26 protein-coding genes are annotated in these 20,025 nt (G+C 44.3%); 21 read left to right on the forward strand and 5 right to left on the reverse strand.

What is annotated here, in order from left to right; translation table 11 throughout:
• Positions 1-336 precede the first annotated feature (336 nt).
• The gene (locus tag JGK36_RS05305; protein WP_293180597.1) at positions 337-903 is read left to right on the forward strand and encodes a transposase; all 567 of its coding nucleotides are present in this window, start codon (positions 337-339) and stop codon (positions 901-903) included.
• Between the two features lie 250 nt (positions 904-1,153).
• Here JGK36_RS05305 and JGK36_RS05310 read toward each other — a convergent pair whose 3' ends face one another.
• Positions 1,154-1,870, reverse strand: a complete 717-nt coding sequence (locus JGK36_RS05310; RefSeq protein ID WP_293196390.1) for an aspartate/glutamate racemase family protein — start codon at positions 1,868-1,870, stop codon at positions 1,154-1,156.
• 102 nt (positions 1,871-1,972) lie between these two features.
• On the opposite strand from JGK36_RS05310, the gene JGK36_RS05315 reads away from it, so the two are divergent.
• From JGK36_RS05315 to JGK36_RS05350, 8 genes are all read left to right on the forward strand, one after another.
• Entirely contained in the window at positions 1,973-2,173 is a 201-nt protein-coding gene (locus JGK36_RS05315; protein WP_293196392.1) for a DUF4926 domain-containing protein, read from the forward strand.
• Positions 2,174-2,246: 73 nt separating this feature from the next.
• Complete coding sequence (locus JGK36_RS05320; protein ID WP_293196394.1) at positions 2,247-2,597, forward strand: hypothetical protein; 351 nt, start codon at positions 2,247-2,249, stop codon at positions 2,595-2,597.
• A 6-nt stretch (positions 2,598-2,603) separates the two neighbouring features.
• On the forward strand, positions 2,604-2,924 hold the full coding sequence (locus JGK36_RS05325) for an RNA-binding protein (RefSeq protein WP_293196396.1): 321 nt from the start codon (positions 2,604-2,606) through the stop codon (positions 2,922-2,924).
• An 88-nt stretch (positions 2,925-3,012) separates the two neighbouring features.
• Positions 3,013-3,495: a type II toxin-antitoxin system HicB family antitoxin gene (locus JGK36_RS33805; RefSeq protein WP_366516533.1), complete on the forward strand. Its 483-nt coding sequence runs from the start codon at positions 3,013-3,015 to the stop codon at positions 3,493-3,495.
• Between the two features lie 36 nt (positions 3,496-3,531).
• Positions 3,532-3,876 (forward strand): XisI protein, encoded by a 345-nt coding sequence (locus JGK36_RS05335; RefSeq protein ID WP_293196398.1) that lies wholly within the window; start codon positions 3,532-3,534, stop codon positions 3,874-3,876.
• Between the two features lie 94 nt (positions 3,877-3,970).
• Entirely contained in the window at positions 3,971-4,255 is a 285-nt protein-coding gene (locus JGK36_RS05340; RefSeq protein WP_293196400.1) for a hypothetical protein, read from the forward strand.
• Positions 4,245-4,619 (forward strand): type II toxin-antitoxin system RelE/ParE family toxin, encoded by a 375-nt coding sequence (locus JGK36_RS05345; protein WP_293190686.1) that lies wholly within the window; start codon positions 4,245-4,247, stop codon positions 4,617-4,619. Before JGK36_RS05340 ends, JGK36_RS05345 begins: the two co-directional genes overlap by 11 nt.
• A complete protein-coding gene (locus tag JGK36_RS05350) occupies positions 4,616-4,813 on the forward strand; it encodes a hypothetical protein (protein ID WP_293190688.1) in 198 nt (65 codons plus the stop codon). Before JGK36_RS05345 ends, JGK36_RS05350 begins: the two co-directional genes overlap by 4 nt.
• Before the next feature lie 93 nt (positions 4,814-4,906).
• On the opposite strand, the gene JGK36_RS05355 is transcribed toward JGK36_RS05350, so the two are convergent.
• Positions 4,907-6,460: a radical SAM protein gene (locus JGK36_RS05355; protein ID WP_293196402.1), complete on the reverse strand. Its 1,554-nt coding sequence runs from the start codon at positions 6,458-6,460 to the stop codon at positions 4,907-4,909.
• A 623-nt stretch (positions 6,461-7,083) separates the two neighbouring features.
• On the opposite strand from JGK36_RS05355, the gene JGK36_RS05360 reads away from it, so the two are divergent.
• From JGK36_RS05360 to JGK36_RS05395, 8 genes are all read left to right on the forward strand, one after another.
• Positions 7,084-7,254, forward strand: coding sequence for a type II toxin-antitoxin system RelE/ParE family toxin (locus JGK36_RS05360; protein ID WP_293180614.1), 171 nt, complete (start codon positions 7,084-7,086; stop codon positions 7,252-7,254).
• The gene (locus JGK36_RS05365) at positions 7,202-7,384 is read left to right on the forward strand and encodes a type II toxin-antitoxin system RelE/ParE family toxin (RefSeq protein WP_293180794.1); all 183 of its coding nucleotides are present in this window, start codon (positions 7,202-7,204) and stop codon (positions 7,382-7,384) included. The genes JGK36_RS05360 and JGK36_RS05365 overlap by 53 nt, the downstream gene beginning before the upstream one ends.
• Positions 7,385-7,406: 22 nt before the next feature.
• Complete coding sequence (locus JGK36_RS05370; RefSeq protein ID WP_293180617.1) at positions 7,407-7,631, forward strand: hypothetical protein; 225 nt, start codon at positions 7,407-7,409, stop codon at positions 7,629-7,631.
• A gap of 195 nt (positions 7,632-7,826) precedes the next feature.
• A complete protein-coding gene (locus JGK36_RS05375; RefSeq protein WP_293180620.1) occupies positions 7,827-8,075 on the forward strand; it encodes an AbrB/MazE/SpoVT family DNA-binding domain-containing protein in 249 nt (82 codons plus the stop codon).
• Complete coding sequence (locus JGK36_RS05380) at positions 8,069-8,347, forward strand: type II toxin-antitoxin system PemK/MazF family toxin (protein ID WP_293180623.1); 279 nt, start codon at positions 8,069-8,071, stop codon at positions 8,345-8,347. The genes JGK36_RS05375 and JGK36_RS05380 overlap by 7 nt, the downstream gene beginning before the upstream one ends.
• A gap of 161 nt (positions 8,348-8,508) precedes the next feature.
• Positions 8,509-9,366, forward strand: coding sequence for a hypothetical protein (locus tag JGK36_RS05385; protein ID WP_293180626.1), 858 nt, complete (start codon positions 8,509-8,511; stop codon positions 9,364-9,366).
• Between the two features lie 85 nt (positions 9,367-9,451).
• Positions 9,452-9,889: an O-acetyl-ADP-ribose deacetylase gene (locus JGK36_RS05390; RefSeq protein ID WP_293180629.1), complete on the forward strand. Its 438-nt coding sequence runs from the start codon at positions 9,452-9,454 to the stop codon at positions 9,887-9,889.
• 81 nt (positions 9,890-9,970) lie between these two features.
• Positions 9,971-10,612: a transglutaminase family protein gene (locus tag JGK36_RS05395; RefSeq protein WP_293180632.1), complete on the forward strand. Its 642-nt coding sequence runs from the start codon at positions 9,971-9,973 to the stop codon at positions 10,610-10,612.
• Between the two features lie 265 nt (positions 10,613-10,877).
• Here the strand turns inward: JGK36_RS05395 and JGK36_RS05400 are convergent, their stop codons facing one another.
• Entirely contained in the window at positions 10,878-12,092 is a 1,215-nt protein-coding gene (locus JGK36_RS05400; protein ID WP_293180635.1) for a class I SAM-dependent methyltransferase, read from the reverse strand.
• Positions 12,093-12,339: 247 nt separating this feature from the next.
• On the opposite strand from JGK36_RS05400, the gene JGK36_RS05405 reads away from it, so the two are divergent.
• Positions 12,340-13,011, forward strand: coding sequence for a hypothetical protein (locus tag JGK36_RS05405; RefSeq protein WP_293180638.1), 672 nt, complete (start codon positions 12,340-12,342; stop codon positions 13,009-13,011).
• A gap of 94 nt (positions 13,012-13,105) precedes the next feature.
• Here JGK36_RS05405 and JGK36_RS05410 read toward each other — a convergent pair whose 3' ends face one another.
• On the reverse strand, positions 13,106-14,290 hold the full coding sequence (locus JGK36_RS05410; protein WP_293122540.1) for an NAD(P)H-quinone oxidoreductase subunit H: 1,185 nt from the start codon (positions 14,288-14,290) through the stop codon (positions 13,106-13,108).
• A gap of 228 nt (positions 14,291-14,518) precedes the next feature.
• On the opposite strand from JGK36_RS05410, the gene rsmH reads away from it, so the two are divergent.
• The 3 genes from rsmH (at position 14,519) to JGK36_RS05425 (ending at position 18,749) form a co-directional block, all read left to right on the forward strand.
• Positions 14,519-15,421, forward strand: a complete 903-nt coding sequence (gene rsmH, locus JGK36_RS05415; RefSeq protein WP_293190700.1) for a 16S rRNA (cytosine(1402)-N(4))-methyltransferase RsmH — start codon at positions 14,519-14,521, stop codon at positions 15,419-15,421.
• Positions 15,422-15,775: 354 nt separating this feature from the next.
• Positions 15,776-17,449, forward strand: coding sequence for a SpoIIE family protein phosphatase (locus tag JGK36_RS05420; RefSeq protein ID WP_293180644.1), 1,674 nt, complete (start codon positions 15,776-15,778; stop codon positions 17,447-17,449).
• Positions 17,450-18,326: 877 nt separating this feature from the next.
• Positions 18,327-18,749: an anti-sigma regulatory factor gene (locus tag JGK36_RS05425; protein ID WP_293150468.1), complete on the forward strand. Its 423-nt coding sequence runs from the start codon at positions 18,327-18,329 to the stop codon at positions 18,747-18,749.
• 724 nt (positions 18,750-19,473) lie between these two features.
• Here the strand turns inward: JGK36_RS05425 and JGK36_RS05430 are convergent.
• Positions 19,474-19,905, reverse strand: a complete 432-nt coding sequence (locus tag JGK36_RS05430; protein ID WP_293196404.1) for a nuclear transport factor 2 family protein — start codon at positions 19,903-19,905, stop codon at positions 19,474-19,476.
• Positions 19,906-20,025: the final 120 nt, after the last annotated feature.

A 20,025-nucleotide genomic window follows, 5' to 3' on the forward strand; every position in this document is an offset into this window, starting at 1 on the left:
GAATAACCACCAAGATTTAGGAAGAAACCCGGTTTCTGAACCCCCACTAATCACCCCAAAGTCCAAGAAACCGGGTTTCTGCGACAATCTCGGCATCCCCACCAAGATTTAGGAAGAAACCCGGTTTCTGAACCCCGCGCACAATCCAAGAAACCGGGTTTCTGCGACAATCTTGGCATCCCCACCAAGATTTAGGAAGAAACCCGGTTTCTGAGCCCCGCGCACAATCCAAGAAACCGGGTTTCTGCGACAATCTTGGCATCACCACCGAGATTTAGGAAGAAACCCGGTTTCTAACCCCCCACCAGTTCCCTCACCTACCCACCGATATGCCATATGCCACGTCGTGAAGTTATCTTACAAGCGGGTAATTACTACCATATTTATAACCGAGGTAATAACCGTCAGCTCATCTTTTTTGAACAACAAAATTATATTTATTTTTTACGCCAATTAAGAAACCATCTGGTTACGAATGATGTCGATATTATTGCGTATTGTTTGATGCCAAACCACTATCATTTATTAGTTTATCTAAGAACAGATCATTTTCCCAGACTGATGCAGACATTTACTCTGTCCTATGTCAAGGCTATCAATAAACGCTATCAAAAAGTCGGTTCGCTGTTTCAGGGAAGGTTTCAAGCGATTCATGTAGATAGAGAAGAATATTTGTTACATCTCACTCGCTATATTCACTTAAACCCAGTATGTGCTAATATAGTTAAAAAAGCAGAAGATTGGGAATTTTCCAGCTATCAAGAATATATTGATTTGCGCCGGGGGAGTTTACCTAAAATAGATGAAGTGCGATCGCAATTTCAGTCAGCAGATGCTTATCGCTACTTTTTAGAAGACTTAACTAGCGATAAATTAATCCAGCATTTAACCTTTGAAGAATAGCCAAATTCCAAGAAACCGGGTTTCTGCAACAGTCTTGGAATCCCCACCAAGATTCAGGAAGAAACCCGGTTTCTAACTCCCCACGAATCGCCCCAAAATCCCAGAAACCGGGTTTCTGCGACAATCTCCGAATCCCCACCCAGATTCAGGAAGAAACCCGGTTTCTCACCCCCTACCAACAGCCCCAAAATAACGTTGAATTCTTCGATCTGTTGGGAAACACTGTAGCAGTTGCGACGCTACCTGGAAGTTATTTGCGATCGCAAATAAGTACCGCAGTTGTTGCTTTTTCTACTGCTGCTTCTGCATGAATCCTCGTTGTCGGAAACAATCCAACCGTAGCATCTCCAGTATGAATTAGTAACTCAATCTCTGTGCAGCCTAAAATAATGCCTTCTGCACCGGATTCAACTAAGCTATTCATAATCTCGATATATTGCTTCCTCGATTCTGGATTGATAATTCCAAGACACAGTTCTTCATAAATGACTCGATGTACCACCTCTCGTTCATCGTCGTTTGGAATGAGCACCTCTAGCCCGTGTTTATCTACCAGTCGCCCTCGATAAAAATCTTCCTCCATCGTAAAACGAGTACCCAACAAGCCGATCTTTTGAAGGCCACTGGACTGAATCTTCTTAGCCGTCGTATCCGCAATATGGAGAAACGGAACTTGAATATTTGCCTCAATCTCATCCGCAAGTTTATGCATTGTGTTTGTACAGAGAACGATAAAATCGGCTCCTGCCCGTTCAATGCTTTGTGCTGCTGCAACCATCAAGCCTGCTGCTTCTTGCCAACGACTTTGATGTTGCAAAGCCTCGATTTCTGCAAAGTCAACTGAGTACATCACGCTTTTAGCAGAATGCAATCCCCCAAGCTTGCTCTTGGTGACCTCGTTAATAATGCGGTAATACTCAATAGAAGATTCCCAACTCATTCCCCCAATTAGCCCAATTGTTTTCATGGTGGCTCCTCAAATGACTAAAACGATCGGCTACAATCATTCTAGATTACCACAACTTAAGGTCAATCGGAACCGTGACAAGATTTACAATGAAGTTTCAATATGAACTATAAACTTTATTCAGATGTCATCTTGCTGTGCAACCTTCCAGAAGAAGGACTTTATGGCGGCGATATCGGTACAGTTGTTGAACAGCATCACGTTGCAGGACTAGAAACACGTTATAGCGTTGAGTTTTTCGACCTGTTGGGAAACACTGTAGCAGTTGCGACGCTACCTGGAAGTTATTTGCGATTTAATTGAGCGATTCGCAATTGAACTCACCCTCGAATTGCTGTTGCCCCACCCGTTTGATATAATGTTGTTACTAGGATAGATGACATCAGATAATTCTACTCAGACAGTCACAATTTATAAGGCTCCCCAACCAGGGTTAGCGCAAAAATTATTGCGAGATGGTTTCCAGCCAGCAGACTTTCCAAACAATCCACCCTACGAAAATGGCAAATGCTACTTCGCAGCCCCCGATTCGAGAAGTCTGGCTGAAGAATATAACAATCATTACCAGCAAGGAATATTGGAGGTGATAATAGACAAGCAAACCTACGAGATAACATTTAAGCCACTGGAAACATTCTATCAGGGTGACCCAAGTATTGAACTAGCAATCCCGCACAATCTTTTTCCCATTTTGAATCAGTTTCCGAGAATCCTAAAACAGCAATAGTTGACTATGAATCAAGAATTTTGGAACTCGATCGAGTCCAAGTATCCACTTGGAAAACTCATATACGGCAAGATTGAATTTCATTCATCTTTTGGAGTGTTTGTCAATCTTGGTGATGCAGAAGTAAAAGGACTTATTCAAATTTCAGACTTTCTCGATACCGGCTCGATGACACCAGAAATGTATCCCGATATTGATTCGCCTGTTGGTGCTGTTGTCATTGGCTACACTAAAGACGATCGCCAACAAGTTTGGTTGAGCGTTAAACCCAGTGTTCTACAAAAATCCCTTGTCAAGTTAAAAATTCCTGTTGCAAATCAATTATGACGCAGCCACCCGGCGGTTGAAACCGCGTCTACATAAACAAAGTCTGCCTCCGCAGACTAAGAGATAAAAGAGGTATTGAGGAATTTTCATGAAAAACCTAACTCAGTTAACCCACCTTGAATTAGTGCTGCTGGAATTAGTAGCTAAAGGTCAAGGAAAGTGGAGTTGGTACGAACTCGCGAATGCACTTTCCCGTCGAGATGTACCGCGAGAACCTGACATGATGGTTGTCTTAAAACAACTGGCTGCTGATGGCTTGGTTCAACGATTTGTAGAAACAAATTCGCCTCGTGACAGATGGGAATTAACCCCTGTCGGTTTTATTGTGTTCGCAGACGCAAAAGCAGATAGTCAAAACAAAATTATACGTTATGCAGTTGCGATTCAGAAATCTGAAAGCAATTATTCTGCTTTTGTTCCAGATTTACCCGGATGCGTAGCAATAGGTGCAACTATCGAGGAAGTAGAACAGCAAATTAAAGCAGCAATAGTTTTTTATTTAGAAGATTTGCGTCAATCTGGTTCGTCTATTCCTGAAGCTAGGACTTTATGCAAATATGTTGAGGTATAAATTGGTCGATCGCAAATAAGTAGAGGAAATAGTACAATGGATAAACTAACCGAGTATCCCAAGCTAATCAAACGGATTTTAACCCAGTATGTAGAATTGTCTAATCGCCATCCTCAACCAGACATCGAAACATTCTTAATTACCGACGAACAAAACGGTCATTATATGTGGATGAATCTGGGCTGGCAAAAGGGAGAACGTATTACCGGGATGACTGTTTACGTTCGGATTCGCGATCGCAAATTCTGGATTGAGGAAGACTGGACAGAAGATGGGATTGCAACGGATTTAGTGCGTGCAGGAGTTCCCAAGGAAGATATTGTGTTAGCATTTCACGAACCTGGGATGCGGCAATACACAGATTTTGCAGTAGCTTCGTAGTATTTTATGAAACTTGGAATTGCTGTCAACCCACCCGTTTGATATAATGTTGTTACTAGATTGTAAAATAACAATCAAAAGGAAACAGATAATTATGACCGTTGAACAAGCCATTTTGGAAAATGTGAAGGTCTTATCGCCAGACCAACAACAAGAAGTCTTAGCTTTCATCAAATTCTTGCAGTCCGATAAATGGGAAGATATCTATAAAGGACGCTTCAAAGAACTGCAACAAGAAATTCGTCAAGATACTGACATCGATCCCGATGATGACCCTACTGAAACTGTCCTCGAAGGAATTCAGCAAGGCTTCCATGAGGCAATTACCGGACAAACTCTTCCCTTGTCTCAACTGTGGGATGGCATCGATGACAATTGATCCACAACCGATCGCAATTGAACTCACCCCCCGATTTCAAAGAGACTTGCGAACTTTAGGCAAACGCTATCGCAACATTCGCAAAGACATTCAGCCTGTAATCGAACAACTTCAAGCGGGGGAACTTCCGGGCGATCGCATTCCGGGAATGGAGTACGAAATTTTCAAAGTCAGAATTAAAAACAGCGACATTCAAAAAGGCAAAAGCGCTGGCTACCGTGCTATTTATTACCTCAAAACTAGCGATTCCATCGTTTTGGTGACTATCTATTCTAAATCAGATCTATCAGACATCGCGGCCGAAACAGTTCGAGAAATTCTAGGCCAATACGAGCAACAATTGCCCGAATCAGAAGAATTATGAACTATCAACTTTATTCAGATGTCATCTTGCTGTGCAACCTTCCTGAAGGCAGTTGCGACGCTACCTGGAAGTTATTTGCGATCGCCCGCAATTTGAATTGTCACAGAAACCCGGTTTCTGAACCCCGCACGCTAATCCGAGAAACCGGGTTTTGGGCGATCGCTTGTACATTGGGAAATCGAGCGTTCTGCTAAGCGTCAAAAAGGCATTGATTATACCTCAGATTCCTCTTCATTTTCTTGATCCTCGCTCGCAAATTCGCCGATGTAATCTCCCACGAGCGGTGTTTAGTTCAAATTCGCCAACACAACCTTTGAGTCGTCGGAGGAAGCGTCACTAACCATCGCTGAATATTCGCCGTTATAGTTGGTAAATTCAGACGGAGATCTCCGAATCTTAGATAGACGAATTTGCCAATCGGAAACCTGCTCGTAGGTAAGGTGCTTAGTATTGGAAGTCGTTGTCCATACCCCCCAAAGACAGGGGTCTTCAAACTGTAGCATTCCTGATTTCCGTAAGTCATAAGATTGCGGAGTTCCGGGCAAGGGAATAATGCTGTAGCACGAAGTCTGAAATTCCAATTGCGGGTTAATCTCTACCAGTTCATCGACCAATTCTGAGATGGCTTCCTCAAGAAGTAACAAGTCCTCATGGTCATCGTCGGGTAGCCCGATAATGATCCCATAAGCAATCACAGGTACACCAGTTCTGACCACAGATTTCATCAAGGTACAATGCTCTTGCCAAGGAAGGAGCTTCTTGTAAGCTTCTCGTCCAAAAACGGGACGTTCGGCAGGGATATAAGCCAAAGGACAACCGACTTTGCCGTCCCAGCCAAACAGTGCTTCAATCAGTTCTTCGTCAGGTCTGAGGTCGCTGCTTTCATAGTTACGCCCAGCTCCCAGAGTTGTTTTCCTCAGTTCTAAACCATTGGGCCACATCAGAGTTATTCCCATCTCCCGCGCACCATTGGTAATGTCGAGGATCTCTTGTCGCCCCTCAGGAAAGAGTCCACGGGCGAGGAATTGATCGGAACCGATATTGATCGATCGAGCCCCCGCTTCTTTCTGAATCGCCAACCATTTGAGGGATGTTTCAGGAGACATTCTCCGAAAGCCAGTGCCGTAGGTAGGTGTCATGCAAAAATCGCAGGTGCGATCGCAACCAATGTCAGCTACCAACGAACCTACTGGAACAGTTCCCTGGACATTGGGCAGTGTCCCTAAACACTCCCGCGCCACTTCCACCGATGGTAGTGCCCACTCCTCTGGACTTTTGGCTTTAGCCTTCCTGGGATACTGTCTACCATCTGCGAGAATGACACCCGTGAGTTCTTCTCGTGGGGTTTTTCCCAGTACATAGTCAAAAATAGCCCAATTCGCTGCCCCAGATTTATCCTGAACGACTGCTGCTGCGCCGGCCTTCAAGTAGTGGTGCGGTTCAGCGAAAGCATCCGACCCACCAACGACAATGGGACGACCTCCCTTAGCCAGATGCTCAATCACCATACAAGTGACTTGACGGTCTTGGGAGAAATTCACTGTAATGCCCCAAGCATCGAAGGCCTGGGGATCTAGGGCAGCAATTTTGCCCCCAACGTAAGTTTTCCGCAGGGTCATCCCTTTCCAGACAATCTCCCCAAATTCTTCACTATAATTGTCGTCTCTGAGGTTGACCAATCGGGCATCAAATCCTCCTGCTTGCAAGTCAGGAATCAAAACTTGCTTGCTGATTAAGGAACGATGTCTGTATAAAGAAGTCCAATTTTTACCTTCTGCATCATAGAGTCCCGTTGCTGGAGGTTCAATCAGTCCAATTGTGGGAGAGTTTTTAGCTATCATAATGGAGGATTGGGAATGTGGGATAAGAGGATGGGATTTTTTCCGGCTCGCGATCGCCTGCGACACCAGGGAAGCCAATCGCAACCCCTAGACGGTAGCACAAGTCGGTGAGCTACTCTTTAATAAAATCAGACGATAGCATAAAAATAGATTAATCTAGATGAGATGAGTCAAATTGACTATTTTCTTAATCATTTAGTTTTTCGATTTGTTGGGAAATACTGTAGCAGTTGCGACGCTACCTGGAAGTTATTGGCGATTTAATTGAGCGATTCGCAATTGAACTCACCCCTGAATTGCTGTTGAGCCACCCGTTTGATATAATGTTGTTACTAGATTGTACAAATAGCAATCAAAAGGAAACAGATAATTATGACCGTCGAACAAGCCATTTTGGAAAAGGTGAAGGTCTTATCGCCAGACCAGCAACAAGAAGTCTTAGCTTTCATCAAACTCTTGCAGTCAGATAAATGGGAGCATATTTATAAATGACGCTTCAAAGAACTCCAGCAAAAAATTCGTCTGGGAATGGATGCGGCCGATCGAAGTGAAGTAATTAATGCTGAAGATATGTTTCGGAGTTTGCGCTTAAAGCTGCAACAACGTCGCACGCAAGCAGATAGATGAATCAGATTTGTAGATTTACAGTTCCGGCAAGTCGGGATATAGAAAACATTATGGACTATATTGCCGATCGCAGCGGTTTTGATGCAGCAGAAAGCTTTCTGGACAGAATTAACAATAAGTGTCAAACTCTCTCGAAGTTTCCTCCTTCTGGGACGCAATCGGGATGAGTTAATGGAAAATGTACGGAGTTTTCCGATCGATGATTACCTAATTTTCTACAGTGCGATCGAAGCAGGAATTGAAGTTCTGCGGGTTGTTAGCGGCTACCGAGATTTAGAAGATTTATTCTCTGAGTGAACTGTATCGAGTTTCTGATATTATGAAAGCGATTGAAACTACTGGAAAAATTGACGATCGAGGAATGCTTTGTATCGATCGCCCCCTTGCTTTTGCAAACCACAGCCACGTTAGGATTATTGTTTTAGTACCGGAAGATACTGACATCGATCCTGATGATGACCCCATTGAAACAGTCCTCGAAGGGATTCAGCAAGGCTTCCATGAGGCAATTACCGGACAAACCCTCCCCTTGTTTCAACTTTAATAGTTGACTAGGTTTGTGAAGAAACCCCGTTTCTGAGTCCCCCCGCGAAATCCAAGAAACCGGGTTTCTGCGACAATTGACGCCTCCCCACGAGATTTTACGAAGAAACCCGGTTTCTGAACCCCTGCGCCCGATCGCGCCCAACCTTATCTAGCGGTTATAATAGATAAACCTGAGCATTAAAATCGCAAATGTATGACAGCAAAAATACACCTCAGCAACTTGGGTAATTCCTTAGCTTTGCCAATACCAGACTATATTGTAAAATTGTTAAATCTAAAAGCAGATGATTCGGTAATTTGCAGTATAGAAAATGGAAAAATGGTCATAGAACCTGTAAATCAGAAAATTTCCAAATATACCCTAGATGAACTATTGGCAGGCGAAATAGAACCCAGCGAAGAAATCTCTTGGGGGAAACCAGAAGGAGAAGAAGTTTGGTAAACTACATCCCCGAACGAGGTTATTTGATTCGCCTCAATTTCGATCCTCAAGCAGGACACGAACAAATGGGTACTCGACCTGCACTGGTTGTGAGTCAAACTAAATTTAACCAAAAAATGGGGTTTGTGTTTGTCTGTCCGATTAGCACCACACAACGAAAAAATCCGTTTTATGTTCCCATTCCAGAAGGTGAAGCGGTGACAGGTGTAATTATGACAGATCAACTACGTTATGCAAGATTATCGTGCAAGGCAAGCAAGTTCGATCGGTGAATGTCCAGAAGATTTAGTTAAGGAAGTATTGAAGAGAATTGAACCTATTTTGTTTGAAAATATGATTCTTGATGAGTAGTTGATCATCAAGAATACGGCAATTATGTGGTTAGACTTGTTAACTGATATCATGTATAGAACTAGGGAAATCAACAAGCAAAATGATTCAATCCATACCGAAAATATCCATCAAACCTGGATATCGTCCCCAGTCAGATGATAAAACTCCTGAAGCTGATGCAATTGATTTCTACCTACTGCGACAACTCACCAATTCCCAACGCTGGCAAATGGGGGTAAAATTAAATCGTTGGGCAAAAACTGTTAGCTTGCGCGGCATGAAAAAAGCTTGTCCCTCAACTTACAAAGAGCGATTTGCTCGATCGATCTTACGTAGCAAATGGCTGCCAATTTTAACCCCCACCAGTGAACCCTCTATGTGGACGCAAGACCCCAGCCACATCGCCCGACTGTTGCACCCAATTTTTCAAACATTATCTATTCCTTATTATATTACAGGAGGCGTTGCCGCTTCTGTCTATGGCGATCCTAGAACGACACGGGATTTAGATTTAGTAATTGAATTACTCCGGGATAATATTTTTCGATTAGTTGAAGCACTAGAAACGGCTGGTTTTTACTGCCCTCCGGGTTCGGTAGAAGATATTCAAGAGGGCAGAGGCATGGTGTTGAGTATCACTCACATGACTTCCGTATTAAACGCCGATCTCGTGCTGAATTCTGATACTGAGTTCGATCGCTCAAAAATGACAAGGCGACGACTAGAAGCCCTTGACGAAGCTGGTGTAGAACAATTTTGGATTGCTTCTCCTGAAGATATTGTGTTGGCAAAACTGCTCTGGCGGCAACAATCTAAGTCTCAAAAACAATGGAATGATGTTTTGGGAATTCTGAAAGTCCAATCTGAGCATTTGGATCGGGGTTACTTAACAGACTGGGCGCAACGATTGGGGTTGATTGATGATTTGAATCTAGCTTGTACTGAATCTGGGATTTGATGCGATTCCAAATTGTTCATTTTGCGATCGCACCCACTCTCTCTGTATCATTATAGGTATGGACTTTTAAAGCTTAATTATTTTTATGCAAGTTATTTTAGGCAACATCACACAACTGAAAGTAGATGCGATCGTCAATGCTGCAAATACCAGTTTGCTTGGAGGTGGTGGAGTAGATGGCGCAATCCATAAAGCAGCAGGCCCGGAACTTGTTGACGAATGTCGATCGCTCCGAGGATGCAAAACCGGGGATGCTAAACTCACAAAAGGATATCGCTTACCTGCGCGCTTCATCATCCACACCGTAGGCCCCGTATGGCAAGGAGGCGACTGCGGAGAACCCGAACTCTTAGCCCAATGTTACCGCAAATGTATGGAAATCGCGATCGAGCAAAAGTTCGAGAGTATCGCATTTCCTTGCATTAGCACCGGCATTTACAAATATCCTAAGGATTTAGCAGGTGAGATTGCAGTCAAAATCTGCTACGAAGAAATGCAAAAAACGGCGCTCCTCAAAACATAACTTTTTGCTGCTTCGATTGGGAGAATCATCAGGTTTATGAGAAGATTGTAGCAGTTCTCAGGCAGAAAGGCTATCAGAAAAATGATTCCAGAAATCAAAACCTATTTAGCAGCGACTGACATTATAGATCGCGATCATCCCGCAATTTTAGCACTCGCGAACAAGATAGCATCACAACATCATACATCAGAGGCGATCGCCCAATCTAGTTTTGAGTGGGTTAGAGACGAAATTCGCCACAGCTACGACTATCAGATGAATCCCGTCACCTGTCGAGCATCCGATGTACTAAAGCACAAAACAGGTTATTGTTTTGCCAAAAGTCACCTATTAGCAGCATTGCTGAGGGCCAACAACATTCCCGCAGGTTTTTGCTACCAAAGATTGAGCTTTGATGACAAAGGTGCGCCCTACACCTTGCACGGTTTCAATGCAGTTTATTTGCCAGATGTAGGTTGGTATCGCGTTGATGCAAGAGGAAATCGCGACAATGTTAATGCTCAATTCACACCTCCTCAAGAGCAATTAGCATTTAAAATTCAGTTTCCTGAAGAAGCAGACTTTCAAACCATTTTATCTGAGCCGCTGCGAGTAGTTGTAGAGGCTTTACAAAATCACAGTACATGGGATAAACTGCTGCTCAATCTTCCAGACGTTTCTCTCGACTCCGCACAGAAATACGGCCTTGCGATCGACTGGAAATCACTCAGGATAGTGAATTAAATAATTTACACATATTTGTGGGATGGGCGTCCCGCCCGTCCTTTCTAGACGGGCGGGACGCCCATCCCACAAGAACAATAAAAATTGTAAGCTATTCTCATTCCTCAGCAACAAGCTGAGGCTTTGGAGAAGCTTTTTCACGTTGATCCGGGGTTGTCAAGGTCGATTTTCCGAAAATTATAAAACAGTATTAGTTAGACTGTGAATCAATAATTTTGTAACCTAATCAAGTCCAAATATCAACTTAGAAAACTAATCTACATAGCTAATCTGGCACTCTCAAGCCTTTAAGCTTTTCCCCTTTCTCCTCCTCACTCAGCCCCTTACACTGCACCAAAACCCCAAACCCCCCCAAACCCATCTGATCGATCAATTGATACAGCGCTTCCCGCCTGCGTAAAAATGTTGCCAAATCCAATACTTGTGCATCATTTGCAGATAGAGAAGCAATTCTATCGCCCACACCCAACACCATCAAAAACCAAGCCTGCTGAGTAAAACCCATCATCTCCAAACCGCACAATTCACCTTGTTTTTCCAGCGCCGTAAAATCAGCATGGGCCGTTAAATCCTGCCACCCCACATTAATATAAGGATTGCTGTGATAGCGGTGGCGGTAATAACATTGCAGCGTTCCCTCTGTGCGTCTCGGATTGTAATAGCGGTGCGCCGGATGGCCGTAATCAATTGTCAACAAATAACCGCGCTGCAATTTTTCTGCAACTGTTTTTATCCACTCTAAAGCTGCTAAATTAACTTCACTGCGATAACCATCCCCATAGACACTTGCCGATAAATCAATTCCTACTAAATCAAAATATTCGGCAATCTTAGGATTTGAAAGCTCGCCTACTACTTCAATAAACTTGCTTCCAGATTGTTCGTTTTTTTCTTCGTTTGCGGTAACGTAAATTTCCCGAAGTTGCCCTTGTTCGATGATAAATTGATGGACTGGAAAAGCATCTACTAACTCGTTAGAAAAGAAGCATCCGACAATCGAGTTATTAGCTATTTCATCCCACTTGCACCACTTGACTATTTTAAATTCAGCTAAGTTTTGCTGCTGCACCGCTTGCTGTACAGGGGAAATCTCAACAATAATGTATTCTAATATTTTAAATAAATCGGGATGTTGTCGTTGCAGGTATTGCAGTAAATGTGTGGCAAAGGTTCCCCGCCCCGCACCCATTTCTACTATAGTAAAAGGATGAGGTTTGCCGAGAATTTGCCACATTTCCACAAATTGCTCGCCCAAAACCTCAGCAAAATCTGCACTCCAATGAGGCGACGTGATAAAATCGCCTTGTTTGCCGATGTTCGGTCGATCGCCATTATAGTAACCATACTGCGGGTGATATAGTGCCAAATCCATATATTCCGCAAAGGTAATGCGCTGCTGGGGACTGGCGGCAATTCTTTCGCTGATTAAAGCGCAGAGTTCGGGGTTGCTATCGTTAATATCTAATTGCTGGACTGTCATAGTTTATAGTTGATGTTATTTTATTGAGGAAATAAAGATTTTTTAACCGCAGAGGGCGCAGAGGACACAGAGGAAGAGAAAAGAGAGAAATTTTGATGTTCATAAATTTGGCATTCATTCTGTAACATCTCTATTTTTCAAAATTTATTATATCATTTTGACGCCGATCGCAAAATTGAGATTTGAGATTGGCAATTTTCGCTCGCTGTGATAAGCTAGCCTTAGCTTTTAAATATAATCCTTCTGTATGTCGAGAGATTCATTTTTAGAAGAGTTCAAAAAATCCAGCGAGTTATTATTACCAGCTTATTTAGTTATCTTCGATCTTGCAGACACAAAAAGACGCAATAATTACTTAGGTCACGATGAAGTAGACAAAGATATCATCGCCTTCGATAATTTCTTGAAAAATTGCGTTTCTTTAGAAAGATGCAAGAGAATTGCCGGCGATATATGGGTGGCTTGTTTTACAGAACATCAACTAAACGATATCCCGGCTTTGATAGTGAATTACTCACAAGAAGTTCCTATAGTATTAACATTGTGGAAATGCGAGGCGATCGATCCCAAGGGAAACTCTATATTTATTGAAGAAGAGAGAAACGTTTCGATCTGTCGTGCTGTCCGCTGCGGCTATTTGTGGATTGAAAATGTTAATGAATTAAGTTTCAAAGTCAATGAATTACTAGATAGGGTATGGAGTTTACCTGTTAATACATTAACTTCCCTAGAGTCAGAGGTAGCTGTTAATTTACCAAAATGGCAGTGTATCCCCCCTGAAAGTTTATCTGTAACTGAGTATTGCCCCTACTGCAACAGCACAAACTTGCGCTGGTTAAGAGTAGATGAGGATATTAGTGAGTATATTTGCACGCAGTGCGGATCTCAAGTAATTTTTAGCTATGATTTTTATTGTTGAGATTCCATAGTTTATAGTAGCCGATCGAGGATTCAAAAAAAGGGAGATCGCACTTTTTAGCAAATAGCCCAAAAATACGATCGCCCTTTTTCATCTAGCGATCGACAGAACCCATGATAATATCGATACTGCCCAGAATCGCCACCAAGTCCGCAATCTTTACACCGCGCACGATGTGGGGCAAAATCTGCAAATTATTGAAATCCGCAGCGCGAATCTTCCAGCGCCAAGGAAACACGCTGTCATCGCCGATAATATAGATTCCCAACTCACCCTTGCCGCTTTCAACACGCACGTAATGTTCGCCCTTAGGAATCTTGAAAGTTGGCGCTACTTTTTTGCCAATAAACTGATAGTCGAAACTGTTCCACTCAGATTTTGGCCCGCTTTCTAAGCGCTTGGCTTCCAAGTTTTCGTAAGGGCCGCCGGGGAGTGCTTTCAAAGCTTGATAGAGAATTTTAACTGACTCGCGCATTTCCCGAATTCGGACTAAGTAGCGGGCTAAACAATCGCCCGCAGCTTCGGTGCAAACTTCCCAGTCGAAGTCGTCGTAACATTCGTAATGGTCAACTTTCCGCAAATCCCAATTCACGCCGGAACCCCGCAACATCGGCCCGGATAGTCCCCAGTTAATCGCTTCGGCGCGGGAAATCGTACCCAGTCCTTCAATCCGGCGGCGGAAGATCGGATTGTTGGTAATTAAACGTTCGTATTCGTCAATTTTGGGAAGGAAGTAATCGCAGAAATCTTCGCATTTGTCTACCCAACCGTAGGGTAAATCTGCTGCGACTCCGCCGATGCGGAAGTAGTTGTTGTTTACCATGCGGTAGCCGGTGGCTGCTTCCCACAAGTCGAGAATTGGTTCGCGATCGCGCATAGTGTAGAAAAAGGGAGTTTGCGCGCCCACGTCTGCCAAAAACGGCCCCACCCACATCAAGTGGTTAGCAATCCGGTTCAACTCCAGCATGATTACCCGAATGTAACTCGCCCGTTTGGGGACAGCTATATTCGCTAACTTTTCCGGCGCATTGACTGTCACCGCTTCGTTAAACATCCCCGCAGCGTAGTCCCAGCGGCTCACGTAGGGGACGTACATCACGTTGGTGCGGTTTTCGGCAATTTTTTCCATGCCGCGGTGTAGATAGCCCAAAACAGGCTCGCAGTCCACTACGTCTTCGCCGTCCAGGGTGACAATTAACCGGAGTACGCCGTGCATGGATGGGTGGTGCGGGCCCATGTTGAGCACCATTGGTTCAGTTCTAGTCTCAATTCTTGACATAATAATAGGTAATTGGTAATAGGTAATTGGTCATTGGTAATTGGTCATTGGGCATTGGGCATTGGTCAGTGGTAATTGCTCAAACAGGTCATTGCTCATTAGCAAAAAAACTTTCTAACTAGGAACTGAGAACAACTGACAACTGACAACTGACAACTGACAACTGACAACTGACAACTGACAACTGACAACTGACTATTGTTGATTTTTGTTTCACTTTTATAGATTATGAAGGATATCGAGCTATCTGAAAAGGATACCCCTGGATCGGATGTCAGTGTTGACACCTATCACGTTCCTGTTTTGGGAAGTGAGTTAATTGCGGGTTTAGCTGTGCGTGCCGGCGGGCGCTATTTGGATGCGACGCTTGGGGGCGGCGGACACACGAGTTTGATTTTGGCGGCGGCCCCTGATGTGACGGTGGTGGCGATCGATCGCGATACAGAAGCCATCCGTTTTTGCCAATCCCGATTTGCCAACTCGCCCGTCGAGTTTTGGCACGGCAATTTTGCCCAATATCAGTCTCCTGATGCCAAATTTGATGGTATTATAGCAGACTTGGGCGTTAGCTCTGCTCAGTTCGATACACCGGAACGAGGCTTTAGTTTTCGCCATCCAGCTCAACTAGATATGCGTATGAACCAGCAGCAATCTTTGACCGCAGAAGAGATTATCAATCACTGGGAAGAAGTTAAACTAGCAGATATTATTTACAGGTACGGCGAGGAACGACTGTCGCGGCGCATCGCGAGGCGGATTGTGCAATCGCGTCCTTTTGAAACTACTACAGAGCTCGCAGGTGCGATCGCCTCTACCTTCCCACCCAAGCAGCGCAACGGTAGAATCCATCCCGCCACCCGCACTTTCCAAGCTTTAAGGATAGCTGTCAACTCCGAACTAGCGTCTTTAGACACTTTCCTCAACCAAGCGCCTAAATGGTTAAAACCCGGTGGGAGAATTGGAATTATTACTTTTCACAGTCTCGAAGACAGGCCGGTTAAGCACCAGTTGAGAGCAACAGAGTGTTTGCAGGTACTGACAAAAAAGCCGATCGTGCCACAATCCGACGAACTAGCTAGAAATCCCCGCTCTCGTTCTGCTAAGCTCAGACTGGCAGAAAAATTAACTTGATTCGGCTGTAACGGGAATAAAGGACGAGCTCTCAAAGGCGGCGAGGTCTGTTCAGTTGACAGTTGACAGTTGACAGTTGACAGTTGAGGGCGACCTCTAAGAAGGAAGTCCGAGGATTGGAGTAATGAATAGTCTGATTTTAATTTCTCCCGCTCAACCTTGGGGCTTTAAACCAATTCTTTCTGGTCAGGCCGCGACCGGATGCAAGTTCCGAACTTCCTTGTGGTATCACTAACATGGCACTGACCTATGAAACCCGAACCCCTGATCCTGATTCGGCTCGGCCCAATCAGCCAAGGGTACTTGACAAGCTAGTTTTAGACCTGATTAATTCGCCTAGGAGTAGGGAATAGCATGAGTCGGGGAGATGGAAGCAAACTGAAACTAATGGTAGTCGATGACGAACCCGACAACTTGGATTTGCTGTACCGGACGTTTCGACGCGATTTTCAGGTTTACAAAGCAGATAGCGCCCTCAGCGCCCTGTCCGTTCTAGACGAACAGGGCGAGATGGCGGTGATTATATCTGACCAGCGGATGCCAGAAATGAATGGTACCGAGTTCTTGGGGAAAACAGTCGATCGCTTTCCTGATACGATTCGGATTCTGCTGACGGGATACACCGATGTTGAAGACTTGGTAGAAGCAATCAATGCAGGTCAAGTTTTCAAGTACATCACCAAACCGTGGAATCCTGAAGAGCTCAAATCAGTTATCAATCAAGCGTCAGAAACTTACAAATACTACAAGCAGCGCAGCGTTGCACTGCGCCGCGCTTTACGCAAGGAATCTCTGTTTAATGAGGTGATGGGCGTGATTCGCGGGTCGCTAGATTACTCTAGTATGGTACAAACTATTGTTCAAACCGTAGGTCAAACTTTTGAGGCCAACTATTGTATGCTGCGGCCGGTAGAGGTCGATCGACTATTACCCAGTACCTTTCCCTACCAAGCCCAAAACGCCGAACCTAGCAGCTTTTCTTTTGATGAAAATTTGCTGGTTCAAGCCGTAGCCAGCCGCCAAACTCAAGTCAGCGCCAACAGTGGGGCTGACGGTAACTCGGTTGAGATTGCTGTGCCCCTAACTTATCAGCAAGACTTGCTGGCGGTACTAGCCCTGTGTCAGCAAGGTGGCACTAACCCTTGGTCGGGAGAAGAGATAGAGTTAATAGAAGGTGTAGCAGCTCAAGCTGCTCTCGCCCTGTCTCAAGCTAAGCTCTATCAGCGCACTCTGGATTTAGCCAATCAGATGCAAAACGAGTTGGAGGTGGCCCGCCAAATCCAAACAAACTTGTTGCGCCAAAGTTGGCCGGATTTTGAAACTGTCAGGGTGCAAGCTTGTTGCTATCCCGCGCGGGAAGTTGGCGGCGACTTTTTTGAGGTCTACGTCCACTCTCAAGGGGATATTTGGATAGCTGTGGGAGATGTTTCCGGTAAGGGCGTTCCGGCTGCTCTATTTATGGCTAGCGCGATTTCGGTGATGCGGCGCGAACTTTCTCAAGAAGTTTCTCCCGAACCCGAGAGAGTGATGCAGAATATGAACAGCAGTATGGCTGACGATCTGATCGGCAACAACCATTTTATTACAATGGTTGTAGCTCGTTACACTCCGTCAACAGGACACCTGGCTTTTGCTAATGCTGGTCACATTTATCCGATCGTTTGGTCTAACTCAGAGGTGAAAGCTCAAGCAGCTAGCGGTGCAACGCCAGCAGAGCCGAATTTCCTCAAAGCTCGCGGTATTCCCTTGGGGATATTGCCAGTCTGGAAAGGTAAAGCTGGTGCGATCGAATTAAAGTCAGGAGATGTATTTCTGCTGACAAGTGACGGGATTACTGAAGCTAGCGTGACCACTAAGGCGGTCGCAGGGGGCGAAGAAACCCGTTCTATGCTACAACAAGAAGGGCTTTGGCAACTTTTGATTCAAGAGCCTGGTTCTTTCAACTTGGACAATTTGTTGGCTTACATCCGAGCTGACAATCCCGTTCAGGAAGACGACCAAACCATACTCTCTCTGGAGGTTCTCTGAATCTGTCAGTCATGCCGACGAAGAGTCGGGGGCTTTGGGTCTCAAAAACTCCAGCCGTCAGTTGAGGGCCTACAGATTAATACAGAGAACGCGGGCGATGCTCTTCTGTAAGCTTCGCTAACGGCAAAAGTTACAGAACTAGCGCGTCAGTCGATTTGAGATTTGAGATTTGAGATTTGACTCTCGCATTCAATCGCGGGAGCTTGAACTTTCCTCTAAAATTTGGATCTCTCCACGACGGTGGTAAGTGGCACGGTATCCGTTTTTTGGGCGGGGTAAATGCCTAACTTTTAACTGATGCTTTGCGATCGAGGCTTTCAAAAAAATTGTATTGCATCGATCGCCCGCCATTGAGTATCCTCTATGTAGCGGCAAATATTAACGCCAGATAAATTTGGTGCGTCATGTTTCATAAAACTAATACGGGATGCGGGAAACTCAGAGACTTTAGTCCTTCCTAGGAAAGCGACGCGGAGGACTTTAGTCCCCGTGTTCTTCGTAGTATGATACAATTTAGATTGTGAGTAAGAACAAAAACATCTACGTGTTGAAACATCCTAGTATCGGAGAAATCCCTGCAACTTAGTACGCAAGAGTGAGAGGCAACACAAAAAGAGCTAATAATGGCAGGATGTCGAGCGTACCGCGTCTTGGCAAGTGTGATGGATTCTGAAAGCATTAGAAACAACAATCATTAGCTAGTAACTATCGCTTGACGATGAGTGACTAAGTAGACGGCGCTTGACGGTCGTAACGAGATTAGATTTAGGTCACACCCTTTGTCTAATTCTGTCAGTAGAATCTCAGCGGCTTTAGCCCGCTCGAGTGTCAAACCTGGTCTGAAGACACAGGGTTTTCAAACTTACGGGATTTTTTTATGAATACTGAGCTTCATGTGCCAAGCGACTTGCGGTTTTTAACAATAGTTGAAAATTGGTTGCTGAGCAGTTTGGAAGTTGAGCTAGGAGAGCACGTCGATTGGCCGCGTCAGTCGAATCGTTTGCGCTTGGTGTTAGCAGAAGCCTATTCTAACGTGATCCGCCATGCTCACAAAGATCAACCCAATCTGCCAGTTTTAATTCGCTTGAATTTAAAAAATCGGGATATTGGTTTAGAAATTTGGGATTACGGTAAAGGTTACGAAATGGATACTTACAGTCCCCCGAGGCCGGAAGCTAAACAAGAAAGTGGCTATGGCTGGCTGATTATGAGCCGACTTATGGATCGGGTGGACTACACTTTGCAATTAGACGGTCGTAACTGTCTGAAGTTGGAAGCGAGTTTGCCGGAAAAATCTTAATTAGTCATTAGTCATTAGTCATTAGTCATTAGTGATTGACAATGTTTTTGATTCTAGTGGTTGTCTGTCGCACCGTTTAGTCATTAGTCATTAGTCATTAGTGATTGACAATGTTTTTGATTCTAGTGGTTGTCTGTCGCACCGTGCGGTGACAGCCACTTTTTCTTGCAATCTCGTCCCTCTCTAACCAGACTCTAAGATTGTAGAGCCGAAGGAAGAAGAAAGAATTAAGAAGAAACAAGCAACAGTAGCTGTAGGGTGCGTCGCTATTAAAAATCCGTAAAGAAAAGCGACTTTTAGAGTAGCGACGCACCTCTATCGCGAGTTAAGCAAACAACTCCTCGTTTTACTCATCCCCAACAATTATGTACCAATACTTTTTATAAATCGTATAACATAACAACGTTTTAGCTGTCGGCTGCGGTTGCTCTAGGTACTGTTGCGGGCTGATAAATACTGAAAAAATCGGCTTTCTATAGCGTTGGCTATGCTTAGATAGATGGGAGCCTCTCAGTTTTGATTTTATAGTGCTGTCCCCGAAGAGCGATATATTCAACACTCGCTTTTCGGGGATAGTACTGTAAAAAAATTGCTTTTTTGCATTCATTGGGATGCTCCCTCTGGAGATGAGGTTATTCCTCACTATAAAACAATTTCATTGCGGTCGCTTTCTTGGCAATTACCAATTACCAATTTGTGCCTCACTCCCTGGATAATTCCTATATTAAGAACCGAATTTCTTAGGTCGCAGAGTCAGCAATTCTTGGGGAGACGCTAAGAGTTTGACGGTAACAGAAAGAATTTCTTGCTGAAAATTGAGCAGAAAAACCCATCCGACATTAATACCAAATGCGGGAGTTTGCACCCGGCCGCTGACCTGAATTTCAACTGTGCCATCTTCTAAAATTTTGCTTGCACTTTGCTGGGGTTCGAGATGCATTCCTGGCGCTTCTGTTTTTAGATAACGGGCGATCGAGCTTTTGCCGATAATTGGCTCTTCAAAGGGCGCGTGCAGAACCCCGTCCTCAGCAAACAAATTAGCGGTCGCTTCAAAATCGCCCGCGTTAAAAGTTTCAAAATATTGCTCTAGCGCAGGCTTTGTGAGACCGACGATATTTATAGAGCGAGTTAAAATAGGTCGAGTTGTGGCGGTCATATAAGAAATGATTGGAGATGAATGAATCTAATGTAATCATTCTCTTGGTCACAGCAAATCCATCAAAAGATATAGCTAGGGTCATAAATTTTATCTAAAAAAAATCAATAATGCTATGCG

It is taken from the genome of Microcoleus sp. PH2017_35_SFW_U_B, assembly GCF_020737865.1.
In the GTDB taxonomy this organism is placed as follows: Bacteria; Cyanobacteriota; Cyanobacteriia; order Cyanobacteriales; family Microcoleaceae; genus Microcoleus.

Excerpts from the sequence above, each read along its gene's own strand:
- JGK36_RS05305 (WP_293180597.1), top strand. The coding sequence starts at position 337 with ATGCCACGTCGTGAAGTTATCTTACAAGCGGGTAATTACTACCATATT.
- JGK36_RS05310 (WP_293196390.1), bottom strand. The coding sequence starts at position 1,870 with ATGAAAACAATTGGGCTAATTGGGGGAATGAGTTGGGAATCTTCTATT.
- JGK36_RS05315 (WP_293196392.1), top strand. The coding sequence starts at position 1,973 with ATGAACTATAAACTTTATTCAGATGTCATCTTGCTGTGCAACCTTCCA.
- JGK36_RS05320 (WP_293196394.1), top strand. The coding sequence starts at position 2,247 with ATGACATCAGATAATTCTACTCAGACAGTCACAATTTATAAGGCTCCC.
- JGK36_RS05325 (WP_293196396.1), top strand. The coding sequence starts at position 2,604 with ATGAATCAAGAATTTTGGAACTCGATCGAGTCCAAGTATCCACTTGGA.
- JGK36_RS33805 (WP_366516533.1), top strand. The coding sequence starts at position 3,013 with ATGAAAAACCTAACTCAGTTAACCCACCTTGAATTAGTGCTGCTGGAA.
- JGK36_RS05335 (WP_293196398.1), top strand. The coding sequence starts at position 3,532 with ATGGATAAACTAACCGAGTATCCCAAGCTAATCAAACGGATTTTAACC.
- JGK36_RS05340 (WP_293196400.1), top strand. The coding sequence starts at position 3,971 with ATGACCGTTGAACAAGCCATTTTGGAAAATGTGAAGGTCTTATCGCCA.
- JGK36_RS05345 (WP_293190686.1), top strand. The coding sequence starts at position 4,245 with ATGACAATTGATCCACAACCGATCGCAATTGAACTCACCCCCCGATTT.
- JGK36_RS05350 (WP_293190688.1), top strand. The coding sequence starts at position 4,616 with ATGAACTATCAACTTTATTCAGATGTCATCTTGCTGTGCAACCTTCCT.
- JGK36_RS05355 (WP_293196402.1), bottom strand. The coding sequence starts at position 6,460 with ATGATAGCTAAAAACTCTCCCACAATTGGACTGATTGAACCTCCAGCA.
- JGK36_RS05360 (WP_293180614.1), top strand. The coding sequence starts at position 7,084 with ATGAATCAGATTTGTAGATTTACAGTTCCGGCAAGTCGGGATATAGAA.
- JGK36_RS05370 (WP_293180617.1), top strand. The coding sequence starts at position 7,407 with ATGAAAGCGATTGAAACTACTGGAAAAATTGACGATCGAGGAATGCTT.
- JGK36_RS05375 (WP_293180620.1), top strand. The coding sequence starts at position 7,827 with ATGACAGCAAAAATACACCTCAGCAACTTGGGTAATTCCTTAGCTTTG.
- JGK36_RS05385 (WP_293180626.1), top strand. The coding sequence starts at position 8,509 with ATGATTCAATCCATACCGAAAATATCCATCAAACCTGGATATCGTCCC.
- JGK36_RS05390 (WP_293180629.1), top strand. The coding sequence starts at position 9,452 with ATGCAAGTTATTTTAGGCAACATCACACAACTGAAAGTAGATGCGATC.
- JGK36_RS05395 (WP_293180632.1), top strand. The coding sequence starts at position 9,971 with ATGATTCCAGAAATCAAAACCTATTTAGCAGCGACTGACATTATAGAT.
- JGK36_RS05400 (WP_293180635.1), bottom strand. The coding sequence starts at position 12,092 with ATGACAGTCCAGCAATTAGATATTAACGATAGCAACCCCGAACTCTGC.
- JGK36_RS05405 (WP_293180638.1), top strand. The coding sequence starts at position 12,340 with ATGTCGAGAGATTCATTTTTAGAAGAGTTCAAAAAATCCAGCGAGTTA.
- JGK36_RS05410 (WP_293122540.1), bottom strand. The coding sequence starts at position 14,290 with ATGTCAAGAATTGAGACTAGAACTGAACCAATGGTGCTCAACATGGGC.
- rsmH (WP_293190700.1), top strand. The coding sequence starts at position 14,519 with ATGAAGGATATCGAGCTATCTGAAAAGGATACCCCTGGATCGGATGTC.
- JGK36_RS05420 (WP_293180644.1), top strand. The coding sequence starts at position 15,776 with ATGAGTCGGGGAGATGGAAGCAAACTGAAACTAATGGTAGTCGATGAC.
- JGK36_RS05425 (WP_293150468.1), top strand. The coding sequence starts at position 18,327 with ATGAATACTGAGCTTCATGTGCCAAGCGACTTGCGGTTTTTAACAATA.
- JGK36_RS05430 (WP_293196404.1), bottom strand. The coding sequence starts at position 19,905 with ATGACCGCCACAACTCGACCTATTTTAACTCGCTCTATAAATATCGTC.